We start from the raw sequence: 25,160 nt of genomic DNA on the forward strand, positions 1-25,160 counted from the left end.
GGGTTCAGATGCCCGCGGGTACGCGCGCCGGGCGGCCCGAGCCGCGCGTCAGGCAGTAGCCCCCGATGCCCGCGAGGGCGCCGAGCACGCCGCCGCCCGCGGTCCACAGCCAGCGGGAAGACCACCAGCCGGACGCCCAGCCGTCCTCCGGCTCACTGGCCGCCGCCTGCGACTTCGTGCCGGCTCCCGGCACCAACGGTTCCGCGAGGGAGCCGTCCACCGCCGCCGCGCCGCCCGCGTCACTCGACGTGACCTTCGTGGCGGCCCGCATCGGCAGGCCCAGGTCGTCCGCCTTGAGGCCGGTGACCGTCAGGCGCGCGTAGTACGTGCCGGGCAGCGGGTCGTTGGCCCACGGCTCGGACCAGCCGCGCACCGTGCGCAGGGTGCAGGACAGCTCGACCGTGGCGGCGTCCCGCGCCGCGGTCCGGGTCTGTGCGCCGAACCGGCAGGCCTGGTGGCGCCGCAGCCCGTCGTACACATCGACCTGCCAGGTGGATTCGCCGTGCCGGGCGGCGGCCTCGGGCAGCTTCACCGTGGCGTGCACGGTGGCGCGCTGTCCGGCGTCCGCGGGGAACGACCAGTACAGGTAGTCGCCGGTGGACGCGTCCGCCGTGGCCTCCTGGTCCAGCTCGATCGCGGTCGCGGTACGGAAGGACGTACCGGCCTCGGTCGGCGCGGCGGACTTGTCGTCACCGTCGTCGCCGTCGGCGAACGCCGCTGAGGCCGTCCCGGTGAGGGCGAGCAGGGCGGCACCGGCCAGCAGGCCTGCCCGGAGCAACACACGTGTCGTACGCATCAGTTGGTCCTCCAGACCGCGAAGCGCCAGCGGGTGACCCAGCCCCAGACCAGACCGGCGACGAAGCCGACGAGGATGAGCGTGCCCAGCAGCCACCAGCCGTTGCCCAGGCCGAAGGACGCCACGTCCGACGCCTCGTCGGGCGCGTCCACCAGGTCGACGGCCAGCTCGACGGGCAGACCCGGAGTCGTCTTGACGGAGGAAGGCGCCGAGAAGGAGTTGCTGACCTGGAGACACACGGTCTCGGCGGCAGGCTCGACGCCGTCCTCCCCGTCGTCCTCCTCCGGCTTCGGATAACGCAGGCCGGTCGAGATCACGTCCGTGCGTCCGTCGCCCGCCTCGGAGCCCCGCACGATCTCGCGTCCGTGCTCGGTCGAGGCCCGCAGCAGCACGCCGTAGTCCCGGTTCACCGCGCGGTCGGCGCCGACGCTGACGGCGGCGCGCAGCTCCTGGCCCGGCTTGACGTCGACGCGGTACCAGCGGTGCTCGCCGAACTTCTCCCGGTCGGTATAGACGCCCGACTTGAGCTGCGGGGCGGCGGAGCACTGAGCGGCGCCCTCGGTCGCCACCGGGGTGGCGACGGGATCGGCGGCGCGGTCCACCAACTGCTTGACGCGGCCCGAGAGTTCATCGGTGTGCCGCACCGAGGTGTACGTACCACCGGTGGCCTCCGCGATGCAGCTCAGCTGCTCGCGGGTCTTGGCGTCCGGCACCAGGCCGAGAGTGTCGACCGTGAGGTGGATGCCCTCGGCGGCGATCTTGCGGGCCACCTCGCAGGGGTCGAGCGGCTGGCAGGTGTCCTCGCCGTCGGAGATGAGGACGATGCGGCGGCTGCGCTCCTTGTCCTCGTCCTTGAGGTCGTCGGCGGCCTTCAGGAGGGTGGGGCCGATCGGCGTCCAGCCGGTGGGCGCGAGCGTGGCCACCGCGGTCTTCGCGTCGGTGCGCCCCGCCTGGTCGAGCTCCGCGACCGGGTAGAGGAGCTCGGTGTCCTTGCAGCCCGTCTTGCGGTCGTCGCCGTGATAGTTGGCGCCCAGCGTCCGTATGCCCAGCTGTACTTCGTCGGGCGTGGCGTCGAGTACCTCGTTGAACGCCTGCTTCGCCGCCGCCATCCGGGACTTGCCGTCGATGTCGCGGGCCCGCATCGAACCGCTGACGTCGAGGACCAGCTCGACCTTGGGTGAGGGCCGAGCTGGTTCGTCGGCGTCGGCGGCGGCGGGGCCCGCCGTGCCGAGCCCGGCGGTCAAGGCGGCGAGCAGGGCGAAGGCCCCGGCCGCCTGCCGATGTCTTGTGATCATCGCCGGATCTTATTGATCTTGGCGTGCATACCCAAACCGGCAGGTGGGTATCAGCCTCCACCCTCCCGGCTCACCCTCGCCTCACCGCCTCGACCCACGGCCTCAGCTCACCGCCTCAACTCACGGCCACCGAACGCCCCGCCCCCTTCGGCCTCCTTCCACCACGTCTCCAGGGCCGTCTGGTCCATGGACCGCCAGTTCGGCGTCTCCTGGACGAGTGCGCGGCCGAGGCTGCGCCCCAGATCGACCATCGCGCCGCCGACGGCGGTGCGGTCGGTGCCGTACGTGTCGAGCGCGTCCGGCCAGGTCGTGGCCGTGACCAAGGAGGACTCCAGGACCGTCGCGTCCTGCAGCGCCTTGACCGCTCCCGCCCCGGTGTGCGGCCGGGCGACGGTGGCGGCATCGCCCATCAGGAGCAGGCGGCCCGTGCTGTAGCGGGGCGCCGTGAAGTCGTACATCGGCTGGAGGAAGAGCTCTTCGGGCGTGGTCGCGCGGACGAGGTCGCGCCAGTAGGGCGGCAGCAAGTCGTCGCACACGTACGCCAGGTGGGAGGAGAGGGCCTCCGTGAGCTTGCCGGGCGCCAGGCCGGCGGGCCCGGTGAGCCGCAGGTCGTGGCCGAGTCCGAGGTCCAGGTCCGGCGGGGGCGTCGTGTACAGCAGCCAGTTGACGCGGTGGCCGCCCATCCCGTCGGGGATGCGGTAGATCAGGGCATGACCGCCGGGGAAGACGACGTACACGCAGTCCTCCTCGGCCCACAGCTCCGGGTCGGAAAGCCGGTCGGCGGGGAAGGCGCCCCGCCAGGCGAGGTATCCGGCGTACGCGGGACGCACCGCGGGGAACGCCGCCTCACGGACCACCGAACGGTAGCCGTCGGCGCCGATCACGAGGTCGACGCGCTCGGTGCCGTCGGCGGTGTCCACCTCGGCGCCGTCGCGGCCGTGACGCACCTCCTGCACGGCAACGCCCGACCGGAAGACCACGGACCCGGGCGCCCGGTCGCGCAGTTCACGCCACAACGGACCCCAGTTGTACGTACGGAAGGAGAACGGCATCGCCCCGATCTGGCGGCCGAGGGGACCCGTCGCCGAACCGTCCCGCACATACCAGCGGCGCCGCTCCAACTGCACCCACGGCATGTCCGCGTCGAGATATCCGGCGGATTCCAGCTCGTTGTAGCGCGAGGTGTGCACCGCGAGCCCGACGCCGCGGGACGCGAGCTGACCCGTGGTCCGCTCGTACACGGTGATCTCGTCGGCGCCCCCGCGGTGCGCGGCCAGTGCGGCGGCGCATCCGGAGATGCTGCCGCCCACGACGGCGACCTTCCCTCCCCGCATCATCGGGCCACCCCGGCAGGAAGAGTGACGCTCTGTCCGGGCAGGGACACCCCGCGACCGGCGAAGAACGGCTCGAAGTCCGAAAGCGCCAGGTCCGCCGTCCGCGTCCCCGCGTCGATCCCGGACGGGTTGTGCAGATGCAGGCCCCCGTCCGCCGAACGCCCGGTGACAAGCACCAGGTGACCGCCCCGGCCGGGCGATGGCCGGTGCGGGCGGCGTATCTCGAAGTGCACCGAGACCATGACCGAGCGGCCCTCGTCGAGCAGGCCGCCCATCTCCTCCACCGTGAGGTGCCGGTGCACCGTGGCATCGACGCCGTGCACCTCACGCGCGTACTCCGCGAACGGGGCGTAGATCAGTCCGTGGATCTCCCCGTCGGCATCCTCGGTGTACGCGCCGTACTTCAGCGCGCCGTCCCGCAACTCGAAGAGCGAGGGCGCGGACGGGCCGAGCGCCATCCGAAGGCACGTGAGCCCGCACAGGTGGCCGCACCAGCGCGCGTAGTCCTCCAGGGTGGCGGCGCCCGATTCGGCCCAGGCCGGGTCGGCCGCGCGGTCGAACCCGCCGTAGACGATGCGCTCGACGAGGTCGGGCGAGGCGAACTGGGTGAGAGAGGGGACCTGGCAGGTGGGACAGAGAGACACACAACCCCCGTCGTACGGTGATTACTGGCGGTATCCGCTGAGAAAGCGGCCGATGCGGCTGATTGCCGCATCGAGGTCGTCAGCGTAAGGGAGGGTCAGGATGCGGAAGTGGTCGGGGCGAGGCCAGTTGAAGCCGGTGCCCTGGACGACCTGGATCTTCTCCTGGAGCAGCAGGTCGAGGACGAACTTCTCGTCGTCGTGGATGGGGTGAACCTTGGGGTCGAGGCGCGCGAAGGCGTAGAGCGCGCCCTTGGGCTTCACGCACGAGACGCCGGGGATCTCGTTCAGCTTCCGCCACGCCATGTCGCGCTGCTCGTACAGCCTGCCGCCCGGAGCGGTGAGCTCACGGATGGACTGCCGGCCGCCGAGCGCGGCCTGGATGGCGTACTGGGCGGGGGCGTTCGGGCACAGGCGCATGGAGGCGAGCATGGTAAGACCCTCCAGATAGCTCTTCGCGTGCTGCTGTGGGCCCGTGACGACCAGCCAGCCCGAGCGGAAACCGGCGACGCGGTAGGTCTTGGAGAGGCCGCAGAAGGTCAGGACGACGAGGTCGGGGGCGTGGGCCGCGACACTGTGGTGCACGGCGTCGTCGTACAGGATCTGGTCGTAGATCTCGTCGGCGAAGACCATCAGGCCGTGGCGGCGCGCGAGGTCGAGGATGCCTTCCAGGATCTCCTTGGGATACACCGCGCCCGTCGGGTTGTTCGGGTTGATGATCACGACGGCCTTCGTCCGGTCGGTGATCTTCGACGCCATGTCGTCCAGGTCCGGGTACCAGTCCGCGGACTCGTCGCACGTGTAGTGGACGGCCTTGCCTCCGGAGAGGGTCGTCACGGCGGTCCACAGGGGGAAGTCCGGGGCGGGGATGAGGACTTCGTCGCCGTCCTCCAGGAGCGCCTGGACGGCCATCGTGACCAGTTCGGAGACGCCGTTGCCGAGGAAGACGTCGTCCACGGAAACGTCGTGGAGGCCGAGCGCCTGGTAGCGCTGCGCGACGGCGCGGCGCGCCGAGAGGATGCCGCGCGAGTCCGTGTAGCCGTGGGCGTTCGGGAGCATCCGGATCATGTCCTGGACGATCTCCTCGGGCGCCTCGAAGCCGAAGAGCGCGGGATTGCCGGTGTTCAGGCGCAGGACGCTGTGGCCCGCCTCCTCCAGGGCGTTGGCGTGCTCGATGACCGGTCCCCGGATCTCGTAACAGACCTCGCTGAGCTTGTTGGACTGCCGGAACTCCATGCGCTGTGCCTCCCGTGACGTGAGTTACTTGGTTTTACCAAGCTGGAGCTTGGAAAGTCCAACAACTTGCATAGACTGAGTCGCATGCCACCTGCTCCCAGGACTCGCCGAAGCTATGACCAGTACTGTGCGGCCGCCCGTGCCCTCGACGCCGTGGGCGACCGCTGGACCCTGCTGATCGTCCGTGAGCTCCTGGTCGGCCCGCGCCGCTACACCGATCTGCACGCCGATCTGCCGGGCGTCAGCACGGACGTCCTGGCGTCCAGGCTCAAGGACATGGAGCGCGAGGGCCTGACGACGCGCCGCCGCCTTCCTCCGCCGTCGGCGGCGTACGTCTATGAACTGACCGAGCACGGGCGCGGGTTGCTGCCCGTCCTGCAGGCGCTCGCCGCCTGGGGCGCGCCCGCACTCCAGGAGCGCGGCCCGACGGACGCGGTGCGCGCCCACTGGTTCGCGCTGCCGCTGCTGCGGGGCTTGGCGGGGCTCGGGGTGGAAGGGGTGGTCCAGGTGCGTCTGGAGGAGGGGGAGTTCCATGTACGGGTGGGGGGCGATGCCGATTCGTACGGCGACGGGCCCGCCCCCGAGGCCCCCGACGCACTCCTCGTTCTCGACGCGGCGGCCTGTGTCGCGGTGGGCCAGGGTGTGCTGACGCTCGCCGAAGGGGTGAAGGCGGGCCGGATCGAGGTGTCCGGCGAGGGCGTCCTCGCGAAGGCGCTGCGCGCGGGCTGACCCGGCGAAACCGGATCGTGGTCGGGCGGGCGCCCGCATACAGTTGCCGGTGTGCTGCGTGAAGTGACTGCTGTCCGGTATGTGAACCCGTTGCGGACCGGGGGCTCGGTGCCCGGCGTCGTCGAGGCCGACGACCTGGGGACGTACGTCGTGAAGTTCACCGGCTCCGCGCAGGGCCGCAAGGCGCTGGTCGCGGAGATCATCGTCGGTGAGCTGGCCCGCCGTCTCGGTCTGCGCTTCCCCGAACTCGTCCTGGTCCACTTCGACCCGGCGGTCGCGTCGGACGAGCCGCACCAGGAGGTGCGGGACCTTCTCGACGCCAGCGTCGGGCTCAATCTGGGCATGGACCTCCTGCCGGGCGCCGAGGACTTCACGCCCGAGGCGCTGGACGTGGACCCGCTGGAGGCGGGCAAGGTGGTGTGGCTCGACGCCCTCACGGCGAACGTCGACCGCACGGTGCACAGCTCGAACCTGATGGTCTGGCCCACGTTCGGCCTCCAGCCGCCGAACCTGTGGCTCATCGATCACGGGGCGGCACTCGTCTTCCATCACCGATGGGGTGCGACGGCGCCCGACAAGGCGTACGACTTCCGGCATCACGCCCTTGGCGTGTACGGGCCGGACACCCGGGCCGCCGACGCGGAGTTGGCTCCCCTCGTCACCGAGGGCATGCTCCGTGAGGTTGCCGCCCTCGTGCCCGACGCGTGGCTCGCCGATGAACCCGGCTTCGCGTCTCCCGACGCGGTGCGGGATGCGTACGTCGACTTTCTGCTGGCCCGCGCGGGGGCCTCCGCGGCGTGGCTTCCGGTGGATTTCCCCAGCCGGGGCGAGCTGGACGCCGCCGATGCCCGGCGCGCTGCCGCTACCGAGCGGGGGCGGCCCGCCTGGCTCAAGCGGGTGCCCGATCTGCACGGGAAGCCTGCGGCTGAGCAGGATTGGTCCTCGCATCTCGGTTAGCTGCGGGCCGTGTGTGTGGCTGGGCGCGCAGTTCCCCGCGCCCCTAAAGGGGCAAGGCCCCCGGCGCTGTGCGGTGCCGGGGGCCTTGTCAGTTCCGGGTGCTGATCAGCGAAGCTGCTCGTATGCCGGGAGGGTCAGGAAGTCCGCGTAGTCCGCGTCCAGGGAGACCTGGAGGAGGAGGTCGTGGGCCTGCTGCCACTTGCCGGCCGCGAAGGCCTCCTCGCCGATCTCGGCGCGGATGGCGGCCAGTTCACCGGCGGCGACCTCACGGGCCAGGTCCGCGGTGGCGGTCTTGCCGTTCTCGAAGACGACGCCCGCGTTGATCCACTGCCAGATCTGCGAGCGCGAGATCTCGGCGGTGGCCGCGTCCTCCATGAGGTTGAAGATGGCGACGGCACCCATGCCGCGCAGCCAGGCCTCGATGTAACGGATGCCGACCTGGACGGCGTTGACCAGACCGTCGTACGTGGGCTTCGCGTCGAGGGAGTCGATGGCGATCAGGTCGCCGGGGGCCACCTTGACGTCCTCGCGCAGGCGCTCCTTCTGGTTGGGCTTGTCGCCCAGGACCGCGTTGAAGGACTCCATGGCGATCGGGACCAGGTCCGGGTGCGCGACCCAGGAGCCGTCGAAGCCGTCGCCCGCCTCGCGGTCCTTGTCGTTCTTGACCTTCTCGAAGGCGACCTTGTTGACCTCCGCGTCCCTGCGGGACGGGATGAACGCGGCCATGCCGCCGATCGCGTGCGCGCCGCGCTTGTGGCAGGTGCGGACGAGGAGTTCGGTGTACGCCCGCATGAAGGGGGCCGTCATCGTCACGAGGTTGCGGTCCGGCAGGACGAACTTCGAGCCGCCGTCACGGAAGTTCTTGACGATGGAGAAGAGGTAGTCCCAGCGGCCGGCGTTCAGGCCGGAGGCGTGGTCGCGGAGCTCGTAGAGGATCTCCTCCATCTCGTACGCGGCCGTGATCGTCTCGATGAGGACCGTGGCGCGGACGGTGCCCTGCGGGACGCCGACGTAGTCCTGCGCGAAGACGAAGATGTCGTTCCAGAGGCGGGCCTCCAGGTACGACTCCGTCTTCGGGAGGTAGAAGTACGGGCCCTTGCCGAGCTCGATGAGGCGCTTGGCGTTGTGGAAGAAGTACAGGCCGAAGTCGACGAGCGCGCCGGGGATCGGGGTGCCCTCGAACTGCAGGTGGCGCTCGTCCAGGTGCCAGCCGCGCGGGCGCATGACGACGGTGGCGAGCTCGTCGGCGTCCTTGAGGGAGTACGACTTGCCGCTGCGGTCGTCCGTGAAGTCGATGCGGCGCTCGTAGGCGTCGGTGAGGTTGAGCTGGCCGAGGACCACGTTCTCCCAGGTGGGCGCCGAGGCGTCCTCGAAGTCCGCGAGCCAGACCTTGGCGCCCGAGTTCAGGGCGTTGATGGTCATCTTGCGGTCGGTGGGACCGGTGATCTCGACACGGCGGTCGTTCAGGGCCGCCGGGGCCGGTGCCACCTTCCAGGAGTCGTCCGCGCGGATCGCCGCGGTCTCGGGAAGGAAGTCGAGCGTGGAGGTGCTTGCGATCTCGGCGCGGCGGTCGGCGCGGCGGCTGAGGAGCTCGTCACGGCGGGGCGTGAAGAGCCGGTGCAGCTCGGCCACAAAGGCGAGGGCCGCGTCGGTGAGGACCTCCTCCTGCCGCGGCAGAGGCTCCGCGTCGACGATGGCCAGCGGGGACTGCGCTGGTGCGGACATGAGCTGTCACTTCCTTCAGCGAGCTTCACAGGTGGTGCGTGGCGACCGCCGGGCATTCGCAGTGACACTCAGTGCCACCGGAGCCGAGATACGGCCGTGGGCCCCACTTGAGGGAACGGGTGCTTCTGAACAGTGGATACTAGTTTCCTCATAGTGGAAGTTCAATCGTCTGTTGATGTCGAGATTCTCTTCATCGACAGAACGTGTCGCTGAGTGCCATGCCGGTCACTCAAGGTTCACTCGAGGTTTCACTCAAGGTGGATCAGGTCGGCGGGTGTGTCGATGTCGTACGCCAGGGCCACGTCCCCGCACTCGACGAGTGTGATTTCTCCCTTGTGTTCTTTGAGATAAGCACGTGCCCCGCGGTCGCCGACCGCGCTCGCCGCGATGCCCGTCCAGTGGTCCGCGCCGAAGAGCACCGGGTGGCCGCGCTCTCCGTCGTACGCGGCGGCCGCGAGGGTGGCGGGGGAGCGGTAGGCGGCGTGCACGCGGGCGATCGCGGCGGGGCCGATGCCCGGTTGATCGACCAGCGAGACGAGCGCGGCGGTGGGCCGGGCGCTGGTTTCGGTGCCGACTCCTCCGGCGCCGGTTTCGGTGTCGCGCAGGGCGGCGAGGCCTGCCCGCAGGGACGAACCCATCCCCTCGGCCCAGTCCGGATTGTCGATCAGTACGCAGCCGGGGAGCGAGGCCTTCTCGCGTACGACATCGGCGTCCGCGCCCAGCACCACGTACACGCGCGTGCAGCCGCCCTCGCGCAGTACGCGGACCGCGTGCTCCACGAGGGGCCGCCCCTGATGGTCGAGGAGCGCCTTGGGCCGGCCGCCGAGGCGTCGCCCGCCGCCCGCGGCGAGGAGGAGTCCGGCGATCATCGGATTCGTCATGCCTCCTGCATACCGCACCCGGCCCGCCCGGTCGCGAAAGGCGGCGGGGCCTCGCGCGATCGCGCGATCGGGGCGGTGTCTTCCGGCCACAAAGTGGCGCGTCCCGCTTCCTGTGGCGTTTACTGACCCGCGTCCCTCTGGCGTCTGACCAACGCCGTGCGGGGGCGGCAAGACCTGCAAAACCTGAACGAGAACGTGCGCACGTCGTCGTGCGAGGGGGAGAGCTGTGTTGCGGAGTGTGGGGCAGAGGCAAGTGGCCGGCAGTGATGAGGATCCGCGAGTCGCGGAGCTGGGCACCGCGGTGTCGCGGCTGCGCCGTGAGCTCGCCGCGCACCCGGTCGAGTTCCCCGACCGGGGCATCGCCGAGGACGAGCTTGCGGCGCTGGCCGCGATGGCGCTGAGCGGGGCGCCCGAGGTGCGGAGGTTGCGGCGGTCGCTGCTGCTTGTCGCGGGGGCGATCGGTTCTGTCAGCGCGTTGGCCGCGGGGCTTGCGGCTGTGCGGGGGGCCGTGGAGCTGTTCGGGCCGCCTGGCCTTGAGCGGCGTTGATCACCGGCTGCGCCGAGCTCGTCCTCAAGCGCCGGACGGGCTGAATCTGCCTTGCGCGTCGTTGATCACCGGCTTCGCCGAGTTCGTCCTCAGACGCCGGACGGGCTGGAATCGCCGTGCGTGCCGTTAGCCGCCGGCTGCGCCGAGCTCGTCCTCAAACGCCGGACGGGCTGGATGATCTCAAGCGCCGGACGGGCTTGATTCCGCCACCGGGGCTTCCACCCTTCCGTCCACCAGTTCCACCACCCGGTCCGCGACACTCAGGCGGGCGCGGTCGTGGGTGACCAGGATTGTTGCCGTGCTCCACTCCCGCGTCAGCCTGGCGAGGAGATCGAGTACCGCCGCGCCCCGTTCGTGATCCAGCGCGCTGGTCGGTTCGTCCACCAGTAGGACCGCGGGGGCGTTCATCAGTGCTCTTGCGATGCCGATTCGTTGGCGTTGGCCGCCCGAGAGTTGGTGCGGGCGTCGGTGGGTGAGGTCGGCCAGGCCCACGGTGGCCAACAGGTCCCGTGCCCGTTTCCGGATCTCCCCGGAGCCTCCGCGGCGACCGTCGATGCGGGCCATCAGTTCCACCTGCTCCAGCGCGGTCAGGGACGCGAGGAGATTCGGCTGCTGGAAGACGATCCCCATCCTGCGCCGCCGCAGCTCCGCCCGCTCTGCGGCCGACAGCGCCCCCGTGTCCGTGCCGTCGACCGCCACGCGGCCGCGATCCGGGGTCACCAGCGTCGCCGCCACCGCGAGCAGGCTGGACTTCCCGGAGCCGGAAGGGCCGACGATCGCCGTCAGCGTTCCGGCGGGTACGGCGAGGTCGACCCCGTCGAGCGCCGTGAGCCGCCCCTCCCCGTCCGCGTACGTCAGTGTGATGTCTTCGAGGGTCAGGCTCATCGGGCACTCCCCAGTGCGGTCAGTGGATCTACGGCGGTGATCCGCCGGACGGACAGGCCCGCGCCCAGCGCCCCGAGGGCGATCATCACGGCGGCGGGCCACAGCACGGTCTGCGGTTCGAGGACGAAGGGGACGTCGCCGCCGCTGATCGCGGAGCCGACCGCCGCAGCGATCCCCGTCCCCAGGGCGGTTCCGGCCGCGAGCATCAGCACTGCCTGTCCGAGAGCGTCCCTGAGCAGGTACGGAGTGGACGCGCCCAGCGCCTTCAGGACCGCGATGTCACCGGCGCGCTGAATCGTCCACACCGTGAAGAACGCCCCTATGACGAGCGCGGAGATCACGAAGAGGAAGCCGCGCATGAGCTGCAGCGAGCCGTTCTCCGCCTGGTAGGAGCCGATCGCCGTGAGCGCGTCGTCGAGGGATTTCGACTCCGTGCCCGCCGCCTCGTCACCGGCGGCGAGGTCGACGTCGCCGCCGGTCCGCAGCGCGATGACCGTGGCCTGATCGTCCGTCGACGTGCCCCGGTGGCCGAGCCGCTGCCAGTCGTCGAGCGCGGTCCACACGACGGGCGTATGGCTGTACGAGGCTTCCGACGCGACCCGCGCCACGCGCTCCTCGACCCCGCTGCCGCCGAGCCGCACCGTGTCCCCGGAGCCGACGCCGAGGTCCGCCGCTGCCTTCTCGGAGAGGACGGCCTCGCCCGGAGCGAGGCCCTGCGGGGCGATCCCGGAGTCCGGCTCGACGCCGAAGGCGGACACGGCGGCGGAGCGGTCGTCGGCGGTGGCGTTCAGGGTGCTGATGCCGATGGGTTCGGCGGACCGTACGCCGGGCTGTGCCGCCCAGGTCTCCCAGGCGCGCTGGTCCACCTGCGAATTGGTGAAGGAGGCGGACTGGCCGGACGGCGGGGCGGCGAAGGCGAGGCGGTCGGCGGGCAGGCCGGTGATCGCGGAGGTGTTCTCCCTGGCGAGCCCGGCCGTGAGCCCGGAAAGCAGCCCCACGAGCAGAGTGATGAGCACGACGACGGCTCCCATCAGGGCGAACCGCCCCTTGGCGAACCGAAGGTCTCTCCATGCGACGAACATGCCCCCACCCTCCGCCCGCGCCCGCCCCCGGGGCATCGCGCCACAGCACGCTTCACCCGAATCGAAGGGGGTAGCCCGCGATCAACCTTTTGGTTGAGGGAAGCGAGGCCGGTTGCGCCTACGCTGGAGGATCCGATGACCACCAGCACCGACCCTTCGCCTCCGCCCCGGCCCGAGCCTCCGATCCCCGGCCGCGCGGAGCCGCAGGCTCCCCGCAGGACCGCACCGCAGGCCGGGGACCGGCCGACCGCGCGGTCCGAGGACCAGCCCCGGAAGGAGCTGCGGGGCGGGCCCCGGCCCGCGGGGAGCGTCGGGGCCTCGACGGTTGCGCCGGTTCCGCCTTCGGCAACGAACGAAGGCCGGATACCTTCCGGCGCGTCCCGTTCCGCGCCCCGGGCGGAGCTTCCGTCCCCGGATACGGGCGAGCTCCGGTGCGCGGGGCGCTATGAGCATTCGCCCCAGCCCCAGCCCCAGCCCCAGCCCCAGTCCCCGCCCCCGACCGAGGCCCCCATGCCCGTCACCGATACCCCGGCTTCTCCGGCCCCCTCCAGGACCACCCCCGTCGCCCTCGTCCTGCGGCTCTGCCTGCACGCGCTGCTCGCGGGGCTGCTCGCGCTCGTCGTGGTGCGGGCCCTGGCCGGTGGCGGGCCGCGTGCCGGTGGGGTCGTGGCGGTCGTGGTCGCGTTGGGCGGCGTCTACGTGGCGGGTGTGCTGAGTCCGGCCGTCGCCCGGTCGCAGCGCGCCGCCGCCGTGTGGCTCGTGGCGCTCGGCGTGTGCTGGGCGGTGCTGCTCGTACTGTCGCCGGCCGGGCTGTGGACGGCCTTCCCGCTGTACTTCCTGCAGCTGCATCTGCTGCCGTTGCGCTGGGCGCTGCCCGCCGTCGCGACGACCGCCGCTGCCGCCATCGCCGGCTTCCTGCTGCACGGTTCGCCGATCTCGCCCGGCAGCTTCATCGGGCCGCTGCTCGGCGCGGCCGTGGCGGTCGCCACCGTCCTCGGGTACGAGGCGCTGTACCGGGAGAGCGAACAGCGCCGTGAGCTGATCGACGAGCTGGTGGCCACCCGGGCCGAGCTCGCCGCCGCCGAGCGGACCGCCGGGACCCTCGCCGAGCGCGAGCGCCTGGCCCGCGAGATCCACGACACGCTCGCGCAGGGCCTCTCCTCCATCCAGCTCCTGCTGCGCGCCGCGCAACGCGCGCTGCCCGCCGGATCTCCCGCCGCACCGCACATCGAGCAGGCCCGCTCCGCCGCACAGGACAACCTCGCCGAAGCGCGGCGCTTCGTGCGTGCCCTTAGCCCGCCCGACCTGGAGCGCGGCTCGCTGGCCGGAGCCCTCGAACGGCTCTCCGCGTCCGCCTCACCCGGCTCGGACGTCCACGTCCAGTTCACGGTGAGCGGCATGCCCGCGGAGCTGCCGACGCCGTACGAGGTCGCCCTGTTGCGCACCGCTCAGTCCGCCCTTGCGAACACCGTCCGGCATGCGGGTGCGGAGCGGGTGGAGATCACCCTCAGTTTCATGGACACGTCGGTGTCCCTGGACGTCGTCGACGACGGGCGGGGCTTCGACCCGAAGTCCGTGCCGCAGGAGCCAGGGATCGACGGCGGATTCGGGTTGCCCGCCATGCGGGCGCGGGCCCGCTCGCTCGGCGGGACGCTGAGCGTCGAGTCGGCGCCGGGCCAGGGGACAGCCGTCGCGGTCACGCTGCCGCTGCCGAGGGGAGCCACGCCGTGAGCGCCGGACCGACCGGGCCAGTGTCCGAGCCCATCCGGCTGCTACTCGCCGACGATCACCCCGTCGTACGCGCCGGACTGCGCGCGGTGCTCGACACCGAGCCCGACTTCGCCGTGGCGGGGGAGGCGGCCACGGCCGAGGCCGCGGTGTCGCTCGCCGCGACCGGCGCGTTCGACGTCGTGCTGATGGACCTGCAGTTCGGTGCGGGGATGCACGGGGCGCAGGCCACGGCGGAGATCACCGCGGTGGCGGGAGCGCCGCGGGTGCTCGTCCTGACGACGTACGACACGGACGCCGACATCCTCGCCGCGGTCGAGGCGGGCGCGGCGGGCTATCTCTTGAAGGACGCGCCTCCGGAGGAGCTGGCCGCGGCCGTGCGGACCGCCGCCGCGGGGCAGTCCGCGCTCGCCCCCGCGATCGCGCATCGCCTGATGGACCGGATGCGGGCGCCGGGGGAGGCGCTGACCGGGCGGGAGCTCGAGGTGCTGCGGCTGGTGCGGGAGGGACTGTCCAATCAGGAGGTCAGCAAGCGGCTCTTCCTGAGCCAGGCCACCGTGAAGTCCCATCTGGTGCACATCTACGCGAAGTTGGGGGTTGATTCGCGTACGGCGGCCGTTGCGGTGGCGACGGGGCGGGGGCTGATCAGGGGCGGCGCGGGGTAGCGGGGCTCCCCTGAACGACAGACGCCGGACGGGCTGGAGATCCAGCCTGTCCGGCGTGTGAGGACGAACTCGGCGAAGCCGGTGACCGGGGTGCGCGCACCCCGGAGGGCTACGCCGCGGGGCCCGAGCTGGCCAGCGCGGCGGACAGCTCCACCGCCACCTCCTGCAGCACCGGCACGATCTTCTCCACCGCTGCCTCCGTCACCCGGCCCGCCGGGCCGGAGATCGAAATCGCCGCCGCCGTGGGGGAGTTGGGGACCGAAACCGCCAGGCAGCGCACCCCGATCTCCTGTTCGTTGTCGTCGACCGCGAAGCCCGCGCTGCGGACCTCCTCCAGCGCGTCGAGGAAACCCTCCGGCGTGGTGATCGTCTTCTCCGTGGCCGCGGGCATCCCGGTGCGGGAGAGCAGCGCCCGTACCTCCTCCGGAGGGGTGTGGGCCAGGAGTGCCTTGCCGACGCCCGTGGAGTGGGGGAGGACCCGGCGGCCCACCTCGGTGAACATCCGCATGGAGTGCTTGGACGGCACCTGTGCGACGTACACGATCTCGTCCCCGTCGAGCAGCGCCATGTTCGCGGTCTCGCCGGTCTCCTCGACCAGGCGCGCGAGGTAGGGGCGCGCCCAGGTGCCGAGGAGGCGCGAGGCCGATTCGCCGAGCCGGATCAGGCGCGGGCCAAGGGAGTAGCGGCGGTTGGGTTGCTGGCGTACGTAGCCGCAAGCGACCAGGGTGCGCATCAGGCGGTGGATCGTGGGCAGCGGGAGGCCGCTGCTGGCGGAGAGCTCGCTCAGGCCGACCTCGCCTCCGGCGTCCGCCATCCGTTCGAGGAGGTCGAAGGCGCGCTCAAGGGACTGGACACCACCGCTGGCGGCGGTCGGCTTGGAGGCGGCGACTTCGGTGGAGGCGTCGCTGGCGCTTGACGTCGGCACGGCGCAGTCCTTTCGGGGCTGACGGGCAAGGCAGCAGCCTACCGGGCGGTTCCCGGCGGAGTCTTTGGGCGGCCCCGGCATTCCTACCGGTCAGGGCCGTCCGGGGACCGGTCGGGGCGCCTTTGTCCGCTTCTCCACCGCCACACCCAATGATCGTTTGACGGCCCGGTTGTGCGTAGCTACGTTCTGGTCTGCGGAATTCTAATTCCACTTTGTGGAAACGTCCAGAGTGTGACGGGGAGCCTCTTGACGGCTCGCGGTCGGCCGTGAAGACTCATTCAACAGAACGTTGAATTCCGTTTAGCGGAATCGAATGGTCTGTGTAGCGGAAAAGAACGAACCGGCAGGCAACTGCGAACAGGCCGGCGAACAGACAAGCAACAGCGAAGAGAGGGCGTTGAGGACGTGGACGTAGAACTGGTGCTGCGCTCGACTCGCGTGATCACCCCGCAGGGAACCCGCGCCGCTTCGGTCACGGTCTCCGGGGGGAAGATCGCGGCCGTTCTGGCGCACGACGCCGACGTACCGGCGGGGGCCCGCCTCGAAGACTTCGGTGACGACGTCCTGCTGCCCGGGATCGTCGACACGCACGTCCATGTGAACGACCCCGGCCGCACGGAGTGGGAGGGCTTCTGGACCGCCACCCGCGCCGCGGCCGCCGGTGGCATCACCACCCTCGTCGACATGCCGCTGAACTCCCTGCCGCCGACCACCACCGTCGACAATCTGCGCACCAAGCAGGAAGTCGCCCGCACCAAGGCGCACATCGACATCGGCTTCTGGGGCGGCGCCCTGCCCGACAACGTCGGCGACCTCAAGCCCCTGCACGACGCCGGTGTCTACGGCTTCAAGTGCTTCCTCTCGCCGTCCGGCGTCGACGAGTTCCCGCACCTGGACCAGGGCCGCCTCGCCGCCTCCATGGCGGAGATCGCCGGGTTCGGCGGCCTGCTCATCGTGCACGCCGAGGACCCGCACGAGCTGGACGCGGCCCCGCACAAGAGCGGCCCCAAGTACACGGACTACCTGGACACCCGCCCGCGCGTCTCCGAGGACGCCGCGATCGAAGGCCTCATCGGGCTCGCCAAGCGGCTCGGCGCCCGGGTCCACGTACTGCACCTGTCGTCGTCGAACGCGCTGCCCCTGATCGCCGCCGCCAAGCGCGAGGGCGTCAAGCTGACCGTCGAGACCTGTCCGCACTACCTCACGCTCACCGCGGAGGAAGTCCCGGACGGCGCGAGCGAGTTCAAGTGCTGCCCGCCCATCCGCGAGGCCGCCAACCAGGACCTGCTCTGGGACGCGCTCGCCGACGGCACCATCGACTGCATCGTGACGGACCATTCGCCGTCCACCGCGGAGCTCAAGACCGACGACTTCGCGACCGCGTGGGGCGGCATCTCCGGGCTCCAGCTCAGCCTCCCCGCGATCTGGACCGAGGCCCGGGGGCGCGGACACAGCCTCGAGGACGTGGTGCGCTGGATGTCGACGCGCACCTCCGAACTGGTCGGACTCGACCAGAAGGGCGCCATCGAGGCCGGCCGCGACGCCGACTTCGCGGTCCTCGCGCCCGACGAGACCTTCACCGTGGACCCCGCGGAGCTGCAGCACCGGAACCGAGTCACTGCGTACGCGGGCAAGACCCTCAGCGGCGTCGTGAAGTCCACCTGGCTGCGCGGCGAACGCATTCTGCACGGCGGCGAGTTCAGCGAACCCGCAGGCCGACTTCTGGAAAGGAAGAACTGATCACTGTGACGGCGATACCCTCCTTCACCGGCGACGCGAGCCCCTACGGCGGCGGCGACCCGTACGCGGACTACCGCACCGCCGACTTCCCCTTCACCCAGTTCGCGAACCTCGCGGACCGGCAGCTCGGCGCCGGCGTGATCGCCGCCAACGACGAGTTCTTCGCGATGCGCGAGAACCTCCTCCTCGCGCACCCCGCCGTCTTCGACCCGGAGCACTTCGGGCACAAGGGCAAGGTCATGGACGGCTGGGAGACCCGCCGTCGCCGCGGTGTCTCCGGCGAGCACCCGTGGCCGACCGAGGACGACCACGACTGGGCGCTGGTGCGTCTCGGCGCCCCCGGCGTCATCCGCGGCATCGTCATCGACACCGCCCACTTCCGCGGCAACTACCCGCAGGCCGTGTCCGTCGAGGGCACGAGCATCGACGGTTCGCCGACCCCCGAGGAGCTCCTCGCGGACGACGTGAAGTGGACGACCCTCGTACCGCGCACGGCGGTCGGCGGCCACGCGGCCAACGGCTTCGCCGTCGACCTGGAGCAGCGCTTCACGCACCTGCGCGTCAACCAGCACCCGGACGGCGGCGTCGCGCGCCTGCGCGTCTACGGCGAGGTCGTCGCCGACCCCAAGTGGCTCGCCGCGCTCGGCACGTTCGACGTCGTCGCCCTGGAGAACGGCGGCCAGGTCGAGGACGCGTCCGACCGCTTCTACTCGCCGGCCACCAACACCATCCAGCCGGGCCGCTCCCGCAAGATGGACGACGGCTGGGAGACCCGCCGTCGCCGCGACAACGGCAACGACTGGATCCGCTACCAGCTGGTGGGCCAGTCCGAGATCCGATCGATCGAGATCGACACGGCCTACCTCAAGGGCAACTCGGCCGGTTGGGCCGCCCTTTCGGTCCGTGACGGCGAGGACGGCGAGTGGGTCGAGGCGCTGCCCCGCACCCGCCTGCAGCCCGACACCAACCACCGCTTCGTCCTGGACGCCCCGGTCGTCGGCACGCACGTGCGCATCGACATCTTCCCGGACGGCGGCATCTCCCGCCTGCACCTCTTCGGTTCGCTGACCGAGAAGGGCGCGAGCCGTCTTGCGGCGCGCCACCAGGAGCTCGGCGGCTGATCCGGAGCCGCTGAGGCCCGCGAAGAACGTGGGGCGCACCGGGTGGACAGCCCCGGTGCGCCCCATCACCATGCCCGCATCAGCATTCCCCCCTCACCATGCCCGCGCGGCTCAGGCGCCGTACCCGCCGTCGACCACCAGCTCCGTGCCCGTGATGAACGCGGCGTCGTCCCCGGCCAGGTAGGAGACGAGGGACGCCACCTCGTCGGCCGTGCCGAAGCGGGCGAGCGCCGTCGCGGCCTTCTGCGGCTCGGCGAACGGGCCGTCGGCCGGGTTCATGTCCGTGTCGATCGCGCCCGGGTGCACGACGTTCACGGTGATGCCGCGCCCGGCGAGCTCGCGGGCCAGCGGCTTCGTCATGCCGACGAGCGCCGCCTTGCTCAGCGCGTACAGCGTGCCTCCCGGACCGCCCGCGAACCGCGCGAGCCCCGATCCGGTGGAGATGATCCGGCCCCCGTCGGCCAGCCTCCCGGCCGCCGCCTGTGAGGCCAGGAAGACCGAACGTACGTTGACGGCGAGCACCCGGTCGACGTCCGAGAGCGCCAAGTCCCCGATGGGGCCGAGGACTCCGATGCCCGCGTTGTTCACCAGGATGTCCAGGCGGCCCAGATCGTCCGCCGCGCGCTCCACCGCGCCCGCCGCGTCGCCGGGGTCCGCAGCGTCGGCCCGGATGGCGAAGCCGCGCCGCCCCGCCGCCTCGATCTTGGCGACGACCTCATGAGCGGCGGCCTCCCCGTTGACGTACGTGATCGCCACATCGGCACCCTCCTGCGCGAGCCGCAGTGCGATGGCCGCGCCGATGCCGCGGCTGCCGCCGGTGACCAGGGCGGTCTTGTTCGCGAGAGAAGACATGTCCGAACTCCATTTGCGTAGAAAGTGGCAGCACACCCGCTAAGCGCGCTAGATGCGTAATGCCTGAGAAGTGCTTATGGGTTCAATGAAAGCGGGCGGTGCGCCGTGTGGCTGGCGGGAAATGGACACCGCCTTCCCGGCGCGATCCGGGCCGGATACGGTGATCGACCCACGTGCGAGCCGCCGAAGTCTCCACACCGCCGCATCCGTTGGAGACCGCGCCCCGTGTCGACGCTCGCCGCTCCCGCCGCGCCCGCAGTGCGCCGCGCCTGGCTCACCGATCTGCCCGTCCTGCTCGTGGCCGTCGTCTGGGGCGCCAGCTATCTGGCGGCCAAGGGCATCACCACGACGCACACGGTCATCGCCGTCCTGGTGCTGCGGTTCGCCGTCGTGCTGCCCGCGCTCGTGATCGCCGGATGGCGCGGCCTGCGCGCCCTGACCGCGCCGCAGTGGCGCGGGGCGGGAGCCCTCGGGCTGATCCTGAGCGGGATCTTCCTCCTGGAGACGTACGGCGTCGTCCACACCTCGGCGACCAACGCCGGCCTCATCATCAGCCTCACCATGATCTTCACGCCGCTCGCCGAGGCCGCGGTCACGCGGAAGAAGCCGCCGCGTGCGTTCCTCGCGGCGGCCGGACTCTCCGTGCTCGGCGTGGTCCTGCTGACCCAGGGCGGCGGCTTCACGCGGCCGTCGGTGGGCGACGGTCTGATCCTCCTCGCGGCCCTCGCGCGCACGGTGCACGTCCTTGCGATGTCGCGGATCAAGGCGGTCCAGGACGCGGACTCGCTCTCGCTCACGACCGTCCAACTGGGCTCGGCGGTGGCGGTGTTCGCGGTGCTCGCCGCCGCGGGTACGGGGGCTTCGCCCTGGTCCGTCGCCGCCGGTTTCGGTGCGCGCGAGTGGGCCGGGCTGCTCTTCCTCTCCGTGTTCTGCACGCTCTTCGCCTTCTTCGTACAGATGTGGGCGGTGCGCAGGACGTCTCCCTCGCGGGTGAGCCTGCTGCTCGGCACGGAGCCGTTGTGGGCCGCCGCGGTGGGGATCGCGGTGGGCGGGGAGCGGCTGGGTGTGGTGGGTCTGGTGGGGGGTGTGCTGGTTCTGGTGGGGACCAGTTGGGGGCGCGGGGCGCGGTGATACGTTGCCTCGTCGATCAACGAGGGGGCACCCGTGAACCAGTACTTCGAGCAGGAATTCGCCACGGCCGCGCAGCGGCGCCGCGTCGCGGGCGGCGCACTGCTCGTGGTGGCGGGCATCATCTGGGTCGTGCTCGCGTATCAGTTGATGGCGCCGTTCAGCGAAGGGGACGACGACTCGTCGAGCAGCCGCAAGTGTCAGTCGATGCTCTTCTACGAGGGTGACGACCCGACCTGGGCGGAGGCCACGTGGGACGACTGCCGCGCGGAGCGCCGGTGGCCCGAGATGCTGGGCTGGCTGGGGCTCTCGGTCCCGCTCTCCGTGGGCGGCGCGGTGCTCTACACCAGCGGGTCCACCAGTCTGCGGATACGTGAGTACATGGCCGAGCACCGCCTCGCGGCGAAGGACGCCGCCAAAAAGGACTGAAGGCGGCCGACCGGGGACGTCGGAGCGCGCCTTGGTTAACTCCCGGAAAATTCACTGCACTTGACGTTGACACGACAACCTCTACGCGCGTCACACTGGTCCCATGCGAATCCCCCCACGAATCGTGAGCGTCACCGCCCTCGCCGCCGCCCTGCTCGTCGGCGGCCCCGTAGCCGCCTCCGCGAGCGCGGTCCCCGACAGCCACACCCCCACCTCGGCGGCCTACTCCATCACCGCCGTCGGAGACATCTGCTACTCCAAGCTGCCCGACCAGGCGCACGACACCCTGGACCTGATCGAGGCGGGCGGCCCCTACCCGTATCCGCAGGACAACACCGTCTTCTCGAACAGGGAAGGCATCCTGCCCTCCCAGAGCTCGGGCTACTACCACGAGTACACCGTGGTGACGCCGGGCTCGCCGGACCGCGGCGCACGCCGCATCGTGACCGGTGAGAAGAACCAGGAGGACTACTACACCGCCGACCACTACGAGTCCTTCGACCTGGTCGACCACGCCTGCTGAGCCCGTCACCGCACGCCGGTACTAACGGACCTTCCGGCTCTCCGCGGCGGCGAACAGCGCGAGCGCGAACACGATCAGCGAGACGCCCGCGTAGACCTCGTAGTCGTCGAGGAACCCGATCCGCTGCACGATGCCCCAGCCGCGCAGCCAGCCGGTCAGCTCGTGCACCACGGCTGCCACGCCCTGGATCAGGAGAAGGACGCCGAAGACCTCAAGTACCTGCTTCATACCGAAGAGCCTCGCTCCGTGGACTCCCCACGCACATCGGCCACGGGGCGAGGCTTCTTCCTCCGGGCCCCTCCGAAAGTCTGCGCTTGCGCGACTTTGGTAGCCGATCATGTCCGGAGGGCGCCCGAAGCCTGTCTCGGTGCGTAGATTTGTCGACCATGAGCGGCAAAGAGCCCACGTCGGCCTCCATGGTGCCCCCGGTCCCTCCGGGCAGGCGGTCATGGGGGCTGCCCTCGGCCCTCGTCGCCGAGTTCGACCCGGACCGCGCCCCGCGCGAGGGCAGGCGCAGGCCCCGGCGGACCCTGCGCGACTGGCTGGTCGACTTCGCCTGCTTCGCCTCGGCCGTCGCCATCGGCATGGTGGCCGCGGACGCGGTCATCGACAATCCGCACGTCTCGCCCGGCTTCGCCGAAGCCGACCAGGTCATCGGCGCGCTCGCCTGCGCCGCCGTCTGGCTCCGCAGGCGCTGGCCGGTCGGCCTCGCCATCGCCATGGTGCCGGTCACCGTCGTCTCCGACACCGCGGGCGGCGCGGCTGCCGTCGCCCTGTTCTCCCTGGCGGTGCACCGCCCCTTCCGGTACGTCGGCTGGATCGGCGGCGTCTCGATCGCCGTGGTGCCGTTCGTCTACTGGCTGCGGCCCGATGCCGAGATGCCCTACCTCGTCGCCGTTCTCTTCGGAACGCTGCTCAGCGCCTCCGTCATCGGCTGGGGCATGTTCGTGCGCTCGCGGCGCCAGCTCGTACTGAGCCTGCGTGACCGCGCGATCCGCGCCGAGAACGAGGCGGCGCTCCGTGCCGAACAGGCCCAGCGCCTGGCCCGTGAGTCCATCGCCCGCGAGATGCACGATGTGCTCGCCCACCGCCTCACCCTGCTCAGCGTGCACGCGGGCGCCCTGGAGTTCCGCCCGGACGCGCCCCGCGAGGAGATCGTCAGGGCGGCCGGTGTCATCCGGGAGAGCTCGCACGAAGCGCTGCAGGATCTGCGCGAGGTGATCGGCGTCCTGCGCGGGGGCGGTGGCACCGCGGGTGACGGCGAGGCGTCCGGCCGCCCGCAGCCGACGCTCTCCGCCCTGGAGACCCTGGTCGCCGAGTCCCGCGACGCGGGCATGAAGGTCGCGCTCGACCACCGCGTCGCCGACCCGGCCGCCGTGCCCGCCGCCGTGGGCCGCACCGCCTACCGCATCGCCCAGGAGGGCCTGACCAACGCCCGCAAGCACGCCCCTGGCGCGGAGGTGACCGTCCTGGTGTCCGGGGCGCCCGGCGACGGGCTCACCCTGTCGGTGCGCAATCCGCCGCCGCCCGGCGACGTGCCCGCCGTCCCCGGTTCCGGCCAGGGCCTCATCGGCCTCACGGAGCGGGCCATGCTCGCGGGCGGCCGCATCGAGCACGGGACCGCGGGGGACGGCGGCTTCCGCGTCGAGGCGTGGCTGCCGTGGGACGCGCCGTCGGGCCGGGGCGACGAACTGTGAGCGCGGGAAGGCGCCTTGAGGCTGTGCGGAGGGCCGTGACCCGGGCGCTCCCTGCCACGACGATCCTGCCCGCGCCCCGGACGACAGCCGTGATCGGCCGTTCGCCGGCTCTCGTTACTGTGGTCCCATGAACCCGATCCGCGTGCTCCTCGTCGACGACGATCCGCTGGTCCGCGCCGGTCTGTCCTTCATGATGGGCGGCGCGGACGACATCGAGATCGTCGGCGAGGCGGCGGACGGCACCCACGTGGCCCCGCTGGTCGCCGAACTGCGCCCCGACGTGGTCCTGATGGACATCCGCATGCCCACGATGGACGGCCTCGCGGCGACGGAGGCCCTGCGCAAGCGCCCCGACGCCCCCGAGGTCATCGTCCTCACGACCTTCCACGCCGACGAACAGGTGCTGCGGGCCCTGCGTGCCGGGGCGGCCGGTTTCGTCCTCAAGGACACCCCGCCCGCCGAGATCGTCGCGGCGGTACGGGCGGTCGCGGCGGGCGAGCCGGTGCTCTCCCCGACGGTGACGCAGCAGTTGATCACCCGGGTGACGGGCGTGGACCCCCAACAGGGCCGCCGCGAAAGGGCATTGGAGCGGCTCGCGCTCCTCGGGGAGCGTGAGAGGGAGGTGGCGGTCGCGGTGGGCCGGGGCGCGTCGAACGCGGACATCGCATCGGAGCTCTACCTGAGCGTGGCCACGGTCAAGGCCCACGTCTCGCGGGTCCTGACGAAGCTGGACCTCAACAACCGGGTACAGATCGCGCTGTTGGCGCATGATGCGGGGTTGCTGGACGGGGTGGAGTAAGTGGAGTAACCGGCTCGCTGCCGCATCGCGCCACCCGCGTCCGGTGACGGGCAGGACTATCAGCGCGGCCATGGCAAAGGCGGCGAGCACGATGCCCGCCGCACCGGCCCCCAGATCTCGCACCTGCGCCACATAGACGTAGAGGAACGGAACCGTGAAGCCGACGCCGAACGCGCTCAGCGCGCTGCCCACCTGAATACGGCGCATCGCTGCGCCCATCGCCCTGGTCACTTTCACCTGCCTTGGTAGTGAGGCCTTCGGAGTGAAGACTTCGAAGCCAAAGTTAGAGACTAAACAATACACACCGAAGAACTTCAATGCCAAGTAAGGCCGTGCCATACTGCGGCCATGGGTGACACTCCCGGCCCCACTGAGCCGACTCTCGAAGAGCAGATCGCCGCCTACCAGCGGGAGTTCCAGGACCTCGACCCCCAGGTCGAGCAGATCGTCTCGGCCCTCGGCCGCCTCAACCGGCGGATGAGCGTCGCCTACGGGCGGCAGACCGCGACCCTCGGCATCAGCAACGCCGAGTGGGAGGTCCTCAAGGCCCTTGTCCTCTCCGGCGCTCCCTACCAACTGGGACCCGGCGAACTCGCCAAGCGCCTCGGCCTCACACCGGCGGCCATGACCCACCGCATCGACCGCATGGTGGCGGAGGGTCTGGTGACGCGGGACCGCGACGAGACCAACCGCGTACGAGTGATCGTCGAGATCACCGCGGAGGGCCGCGAGAAGTGGCTGGAGGCGATGCGCCTGGCCACGGTCTTCGAGGAGGACCTCCTCCAGGACCTCTCACAGGAGGAGCGCGGCGCCCTCGGGGAAGTACTGACTCGTCTTCTACGTCGGGTGGAGGACGCCCAGCCGGACGCGGGCGGACGCCTCACCGACTTGGACTGAGCGCCGACTGACCGCATACCGGGGCGCTGCCTGATCGCTGTCTGAGCGCCGCCTGAGCGCCCGACCTCGGGCGTTTGACAGTCACCCACTGGATCCGTAAGGTTCTTCGGGTTGCCACGGAGCCGTAACGGTTCTGCGACAGCCACTCCCGCCGCTGAAACGCGGCAAAACAAACTCTGCACGACACCCCACCGGGATCGATTTCGGCATGCCCGAATTCAATTCCAAGGCTCGATTATGAGTCGCCGGGGAAACCCGCTAGAGTTTGAGACGTCGGAACGGCCCAACAGCCGCGAAGACAAGCCCCGCTGACTGGGAATCAGGCCCGAAAGGATCTGGTAGAGTCGGAACCGTCGGAAAGGGAAACGCGAAAGCCGAAAGGCCGGAGCGGGAACCGGAAAGGCACCGAGGAAAATCGGACACGAAAGAGTCTGATAGAGTCGGAAACGCAAGACAGCAAGACAAAAGAAACACCGAAGGGAAGCGCCCGGAGGAAAGCCCGAGAGGGTGAGTACAAAGGAAGCGTCCGTTCCTTGAGAACTCAACAG

General features: G+C 70.9%; 25 protein-coding genes and 1 pseudogene. 13 read left to right on the forward strand and 13 right to left on the reverse strand.

Annotated elements, in window-relative coordinates; genetic code table 11:
• Positions 1-4 precede the first annotated feature (4 nt).
• The 5 genes from ACWFR3_RS42925 to ACWFR3_RS42945 all read right to left on the reverse strand — a co-directional run bounded on the left by ACWFR3_RS42925 (position 5) and on the right by ACWFR3_RS42945 (position 5,302).
• Positions 5-796 carry a hypothetical protein gene (locus ACWFR3_RS42925; protein WP_453740124.1) on the reverse strand — a complete coding sequence of 264 codons (792 nt, stop codon included), beginning with the start codon at positions 794-796 and terminating at the stop codon, positions 5-7.
• Positions 796-2,091 (reverse strand): VWA domain-containing protein, encoded by a 1,296-nt coding sequence (locus tag ACWFR3_RS42930; RefSeq protein ID WP_453740125.1) that lies wholly within the window; start codon positions 2,089-2,091, stop codon positions 796-798. The genes ACWFR3_RS42925 and ACWFR3_RS42930 overlap by 1 nt, the downstream gene beginning before the upstream one ends.
• 107 nt (positions 2,092-2,198) lie before the next feature.
• Positions 2,199-3,425, reverse strand: coding sequence for an FAD-dependent monooxygenase (locus ACWFR3_RS42935; RefSeq protein ID WP_453740147.1), 1,227 nt, complete (start codon positions 3,423-3,425; stop codon positions 2,199-2,201).
• Positions 3,425-4,069, reverse strand: a complete 645-nt coding sequence (locus ACWFR3_RS42940; RefSeq protein ID WP_453740126.1) for a peptidase — start codon at positions 4,067-4,069, stop codon at positions 3,425-3,427. The genes ACWFR3_RS42935 and ACWFR3_RS42940 overlap by 1 nt, the downstream gene beginning before the upstream one ends.
• A gap of 21 nt (positions 4,070-4,090) precedes the next feature.
• Positions 4,091-5,302, reverse strand: a complete 1,212-nt coding sequence (locus ACWFR3_RS42945; protein WP_453740127.1) for a pyridoxal phosphate-dependent aminotransferase — start codon at positions 5,300-5,302, stop codon at positions 4,091-4,093.
• A gap of 84 nt (positions 5,303-5,386) precedes the next feature.
• On the opposite strand from ACWFR3_RS42945, the gene ACWFR3_RS42950 reads away from it, so the two are divergent.
• Positions 5,387-6,031, forward strand: coding sequence for a winged helix-turn-helix transcriptional regulator (locus ACWFR3_RS42950; RefSeq protein WP_453740128.1), 645 nt, complete (start codon positions 5,387-5,389; stop codon positions 6,029-6,031).
• A 51-nt stretch (positions 6,032-6,082) separates the two neighbouring features.
• Complete coding sequence (locus ACWFR3_RS42955; RefSeq protein WP_453740129.1) at positions 6,083-6,988, forward strand: HipA family kinase; 906 nt, start codon at positions 6,083-6,085, stop codon at positions 6,986-6,988.
• Between the two features lie 105 nt (positions 6,989-7,093).
• Here the strand turns inward: ACWFR3_RS42955 and aceB are convergent, their stop codons facing one another.
• Together aceB and ACWFR3_RS42965 are read right to left on the reverse strand one after the other, a co-directional pair.
• Complete coding sequence (gene aceB / locus ACWFR3_RS42960) at positions 7,094-8,713, reverse strand: malate synthase A (RefSeq protein WP_453740130.1); 1,620 nt, start codon at positions 8,711-8,713, stop codon at positions 7,094-7,096.
• A gap of 248 nt (positions 8,714-8,961) precedes the next feature.
• Complete coding sequence (locus tag ACWFR3_RS42965) at positions 8,962-9,594, reverse strand: nucleotidyltransferase family protein (RefSeq protein WP_453740131.1); 633 nt, start codon at positions 9,592-9,594, stop codon at positions 8,962-8,964.
• A gap of 226 nt (positions 9,595-9,820) precedes the next feature.
• On the opposite strand from ACWFR3_RS42965, the gene ACWFR3_RS42970 reads away from it, so the two are divergent.
• The gene (locus ACWFR3_RS42970) at positions 9,821-10,141 is read left to right on the forward strand and encodes a DUF5955 family protein (protein ID WP_453740132.1); all 321 of its coding nucleotides are present in this window, start codon (positions 9,821-9,823) and stop codon (positions 10,139-10,141) included.
• A 180-nt stretch (positions 10,142-10,321) separates the two neighbouring features.
• On the opposite strand, the gene ACWFR3_RS42975 is transcribed toward ACWFR3_RS42970, so the two are convergent.
• Positions 10,322-11,026, reverse strand: a complete 705-nt coding sequence (locus tag ACWFR3_RS42975) for an ABC transporter ATP-binding protein (protein WP_453740133.1) — start codon at positions 11,024-11,026, stop codon at positions 10,322-10,324.
• Entirely contained in the window at positions 11,023-12,108 is a 1,086-nt protein-coding gene (locus ACWFR3_RS42980) for an ABC transporter permease (protein WP_453740134.1), read from the reverse strand. The genes ACWFR3_RS42975 and ACWFR3_RS42980 overlap by 4 nt, the downstream gene beginning before the upstream one ends.
• 510 nt (positions 12,109-12,618) lie before the next feature.
• Between ACWFR3_RS42980 and ACWFR3_RS42985 the strand changes: the two genes are divergently transcribed.
• Together ACWFR3_RS42985 and ACWFR3_RS42990 are read left to right on the forward strand one after the other, a co-directional pair.
• Positions 12,619-13,839 carry a sensor histidine kinase gene (locus tag ACWFR3_RS42985; RefSeq protein WP_453740135.1) on the forward strand — a complete coding sequence of 407 codons (1,221 nt, stop codon included), beginning with the start codon at positions 12,619-12,621 and terminating at the stop codon, positions 13,837-13,839.
• 20 nt (positions 13,840-13,859) lie between these two features.
• A complete protein-coding gene (locus tag ACWFR3_RS42990) occupies positions 13,860-14,501 on the forward strand; it encodes a response regulator (protein ID WP_453740148.1) in 642 nt (213 codons plus the stop codon).
• 109 nt (positions 14,502-14,610) lie between these two features.
• Here ACWFR3_RS42990 and ACWFR3_RS42995 read toward each other — a convergent pair whose 3' ends face one another.
• Positions 14,611-15,426: an IclR family transcriptional regulator gene (locus ACWFR3_RS42995; RefSeq protein ID WP_453740136.1), complete on the reverse strand. Its 816-nt coding sequence runs from the start codon at positions 15,424-15,426 to the stop codon at positions 14,611-14,613.
• Between the two features lie 405 nt (positions 15,427-15,831).
• Between ACWFR3_RS42995 and allB the strand changes: the two genes are divergently transcribed.
• Together allB and alc are read left to right on the forward strand one after the other, a co-directional pair.
• On the forward strand, positions 15,832-17,166 hold the full coding sequence (gene allB / locus ACWFR3_RS43000; protein WP_453740137.1) for an allantoinase AllB: 1,335 nt from the start codon (positions 15,832-15,834) through the stop codon (positions 17,164-17,166).
• 5 nt (positions 17,167-17,171) lie between these two features.
• Positions 17,172-18,287 carry an allantoicase gene (gene alc, locus ACWFR3_RS43005; RefSeq protein WP_453740138.1) on the forward strand — a complete coding sequence of 372 codons (1,116 nt, stop codon included), beginning with the start codon at positions 17,172-17,174 and terminating at the stop codon, positions 18,285-18,287.
• A gap of 111 nt (positions 18,288-18,398) precedes the next feature.
• Here alc and ACWFR3_RS43010 read toward each other — a convergent pair whose 3' ends face one another.
• Complete coding sequence (locus tag ACWFR3_RS43010) at positions 18,399-19,139, reverse strand: SDR family NAD(P)-dependent oxidoreductase (protein WP_453740139.1); 741 nt, start codon at positions 19,137-19,139, stop codon at positions 18,399-18,401.
• A 225-nt stretch (positions 19,140-19,364) separates the two neighbouring features.
• On the opposite strand from ACWFR3_RS43010, the gene ACWFR3_RS43015 reads away from it, so the two are divergent.
• From ACWFR3_RS43015 to ACWFR3_RS43025, 3 genes are all read left to right on the forward strand, one after another.
• On the forward strand, positions 19,365-20,270 hold the full coding sequence (locus ACWFR3_RS43015; protein ID WP_453740140.1) for a DMT family transporter: 906 nt from the start codon (positions 19,365-19,367) through the stop codon (positions 20,268-20,270).
• A gap of 33 nt (positions 20,271-20,303) precedes the next feature.
• Positions 20,304-20,696, forward strand: a complete 393-nt coding sequence (locus ACWFR3_RS43020; protein ID WP_453740141.1) for a hypothetical protein — start codon at positions 20,304-20,306, stop codon at positions 20,694-20,696.
• A 103-nt stretch (positions 20,697-20,799) separates the two neighbouring features.
• Positions 20,800-21,219 (forward strand): ribonuclease domain-containing protein, encoded by a 420-nt coding sequence (locus ACWFR3_RS43025; protein WP_453740142.1) that lies wholly within the window; start codon positions 20,800-20,802, stop codon positions 21,217-21,219.
• 21 nt (positions 21,220-21,240) lie between these two features.
• Here the strand turns inward: ACWFR3_RS43025 and ACWFR3_RS43030 are convergent, their stop codons facing one another.
• The gene (locus ACWFR3_RS43030; protein WP_453740143.1) at positions 21,241-21,447 is read right to left on the reverse strand and encodes a hypothetical protein; all 207 of its coding nucleotides are present in this window, start codon (positions 21,445-21,447) and stop codon (positions 21,241-21,243) included.
• 158 nt (positions 21,448-21,605) lie between these two features.
• Here ACWFR3_RS43030 and ACWFR3_RS43035 point away from each other — a divergent pair, with 158 nt between their 5' ends.
• Both ACWFR3_RS43035 and ACWFR3_RS43040 read left to right on the forward strand, forming a co-directional pair.
• Positions 21,606-22,916 (forward strand): sensor histidine kinase, encoded by a 1,311-nt coding sequence (locus ACWFR3_RS43035; RefSeq protein ID WP_453740144.1) that lies wholly within the window; start codon positions 21,606-21,608, stop codon positions 22,914-22,916.
• Positions 22,917-23,043: 127 nt separating this feature from the next.
• Positions 23,044-23,715: a response regulator gene (locus ACWFR3_RS43040; protein WP_453740145.1), complete on the forward strand. Its 672-nt coding sequence runs from the start codon at positions 23,044-23,046 to the stop codon at positions 23,713-23,715.
• Positions 23,716-23,751: 36 nt separating this feature from the next.
• On the opposite strand, the pseudogene ACWFR3_RS43045 reads toward ACWFR3_RS43040, so the two are convergent.
• A pseudogene (locus ACWFR3_RS43045) lies at positions 23,752-23,934 on the reverse strand (MFS transporter); the annotation flags it as partial.
• Between the two features lie 129 nt (positions 23,935-24,063).
• Here ACWFR3_RS43045 and ACWFR3_RS43050 point away from each other — a divergent pair.
• The gene (locus tag ACWFR3_RS43050; protein WP_453740146.1) at positions 24,064-24,612 is read left to right on the forward strand and encodes a MarR family winged helix-turn-helix transcriptional regulator; all 549 of its coding nucleotides are present in this window, start codon (positions 24,064-24,066) and stop codon (positions 24,610-24,612) included.
• The last annotated feature ends 548 nt before the right edge of the window (positions 24,613-25,160 follow it).

This window comes from Streptomyces sp. NPDC055189 (assembly GCF_053606765.1).

Bases quoted from the DNA above. Each gene is read 5' to 3' on its own strand.
- ACWFR3_RS42985 (WP_453740135.1), top strand. From the start codon at position 12,619: ATGCCCGTCACCGATACCCCGGCTTCTCCGGCCCCCTCCAGGACCACC.
- ACWFR3_RS43010 (WP_453740139.1), bottom strand. From the start codon at position 19,139: ATGTCTTCTCTCGCGAACAAGACCGCCCTGGTCACCGGCGGCAGCCGC.
- ACWFR3_RS42935 (WP_453740147.1), bottom strand. From the start codon at position 3,425: ATGCGGGGAGGGAAGGTCGCCGTCGTGGGCGGCAGCATCTCCGGATGC.
- ACWFR3_RS43030 (WP_453740143.1), bottom strand. From the start codon at position 21,447: ATGAAGCAGGTACTTGAGGTCTTCGGCGTCCTTCTCCTGATCCAGGGC.
- ACWFR3_RS43050 (WP_453740146.1), top strand. From the start codon at position 24,064: ATGGGTGACACTCCCGGCCCCACTGAGCCGACTCTCGAAGAGCAGATC.
- ACWFR3_RS42965 (WP_453740131.1), bottom strand. From the start codon at position 9,594: ATGACGAATCCGATGATCGCCGGACTCCTCCTCGCCGCGGGCGGCGGG.
- ACWFR3_RS42945 (WP_453740127.1), bottom strand. From the start codon at position 5,302: ATGGAGTTCCGGCAGTCCAACAAGCTCAGCGAGGTCTGTTACGAGATC.
- ACWFR3_RS43040 (WP_453740145.1), top strand. From the start codon at position 23,044: ATGAACCCGATCCGCGTGCTCCTCGTCGACGACGATCCGCTGGTCCGC.
- aceB (WP_453740130.1), bottom strand. From the start codon at position 8,713: ATGTCCGCACCAGCGCAGTCCCCGCTGGCCATCGTCGACGCGGAGCCT.
- ACWFR3_RS42950 (WP_453740128.1), top strand. From the start codon at position 5,387: ATGCCACCTGCTCCCAGGACTCGCCGAAGCTATGACCAGTACTGTGCG.
- ACWFR3_RS42980 (WP_453740134.1), bottom strand. From the start codon at position 12,108: ATGTTCGTCGCATGGAGAGACCTTCGGTTCGCCAAGGGGCGGTTCGCC.
- ACWFR3_RS42975 (WP_453740133.1), bottom strand. From the start codon at position 11,026: ATGAGCCTGACCCTCGAAGACATCACACTGACGTACGCGGACGGGGAG.
- ACWFR3_RS43035 (WP_453740144.1), top strand. From the start codon at position 21,606: ATGAGCGGCAAAGAGCCCACGTCGGCCTCCATGGTGCCCCCGGTCCCT.
- ACWFR3_RS43025 (WP_453740142.1), top strand. From the start codon at position 20,800: ATGCGAATCCCCCCACGAATCGTGAGCGTCACCGCCCTCGCCGCCGCC.
- ACWFR3_RS42925 (WP_453740124.1), bottom strand. From the start codon at position 796: ATGCGTACGACACGTGTGTTGCTCCGGGCAGGCCTGCTGGCCGGTGCC.
- ACWFR3_RS42930 (WP_453740125.1), bottom strand. From the start codon at position 2,091: ATGATCACAAGACATCGGCAGGCGGCCGGGGCCTTCGCCCTGCTCGCC.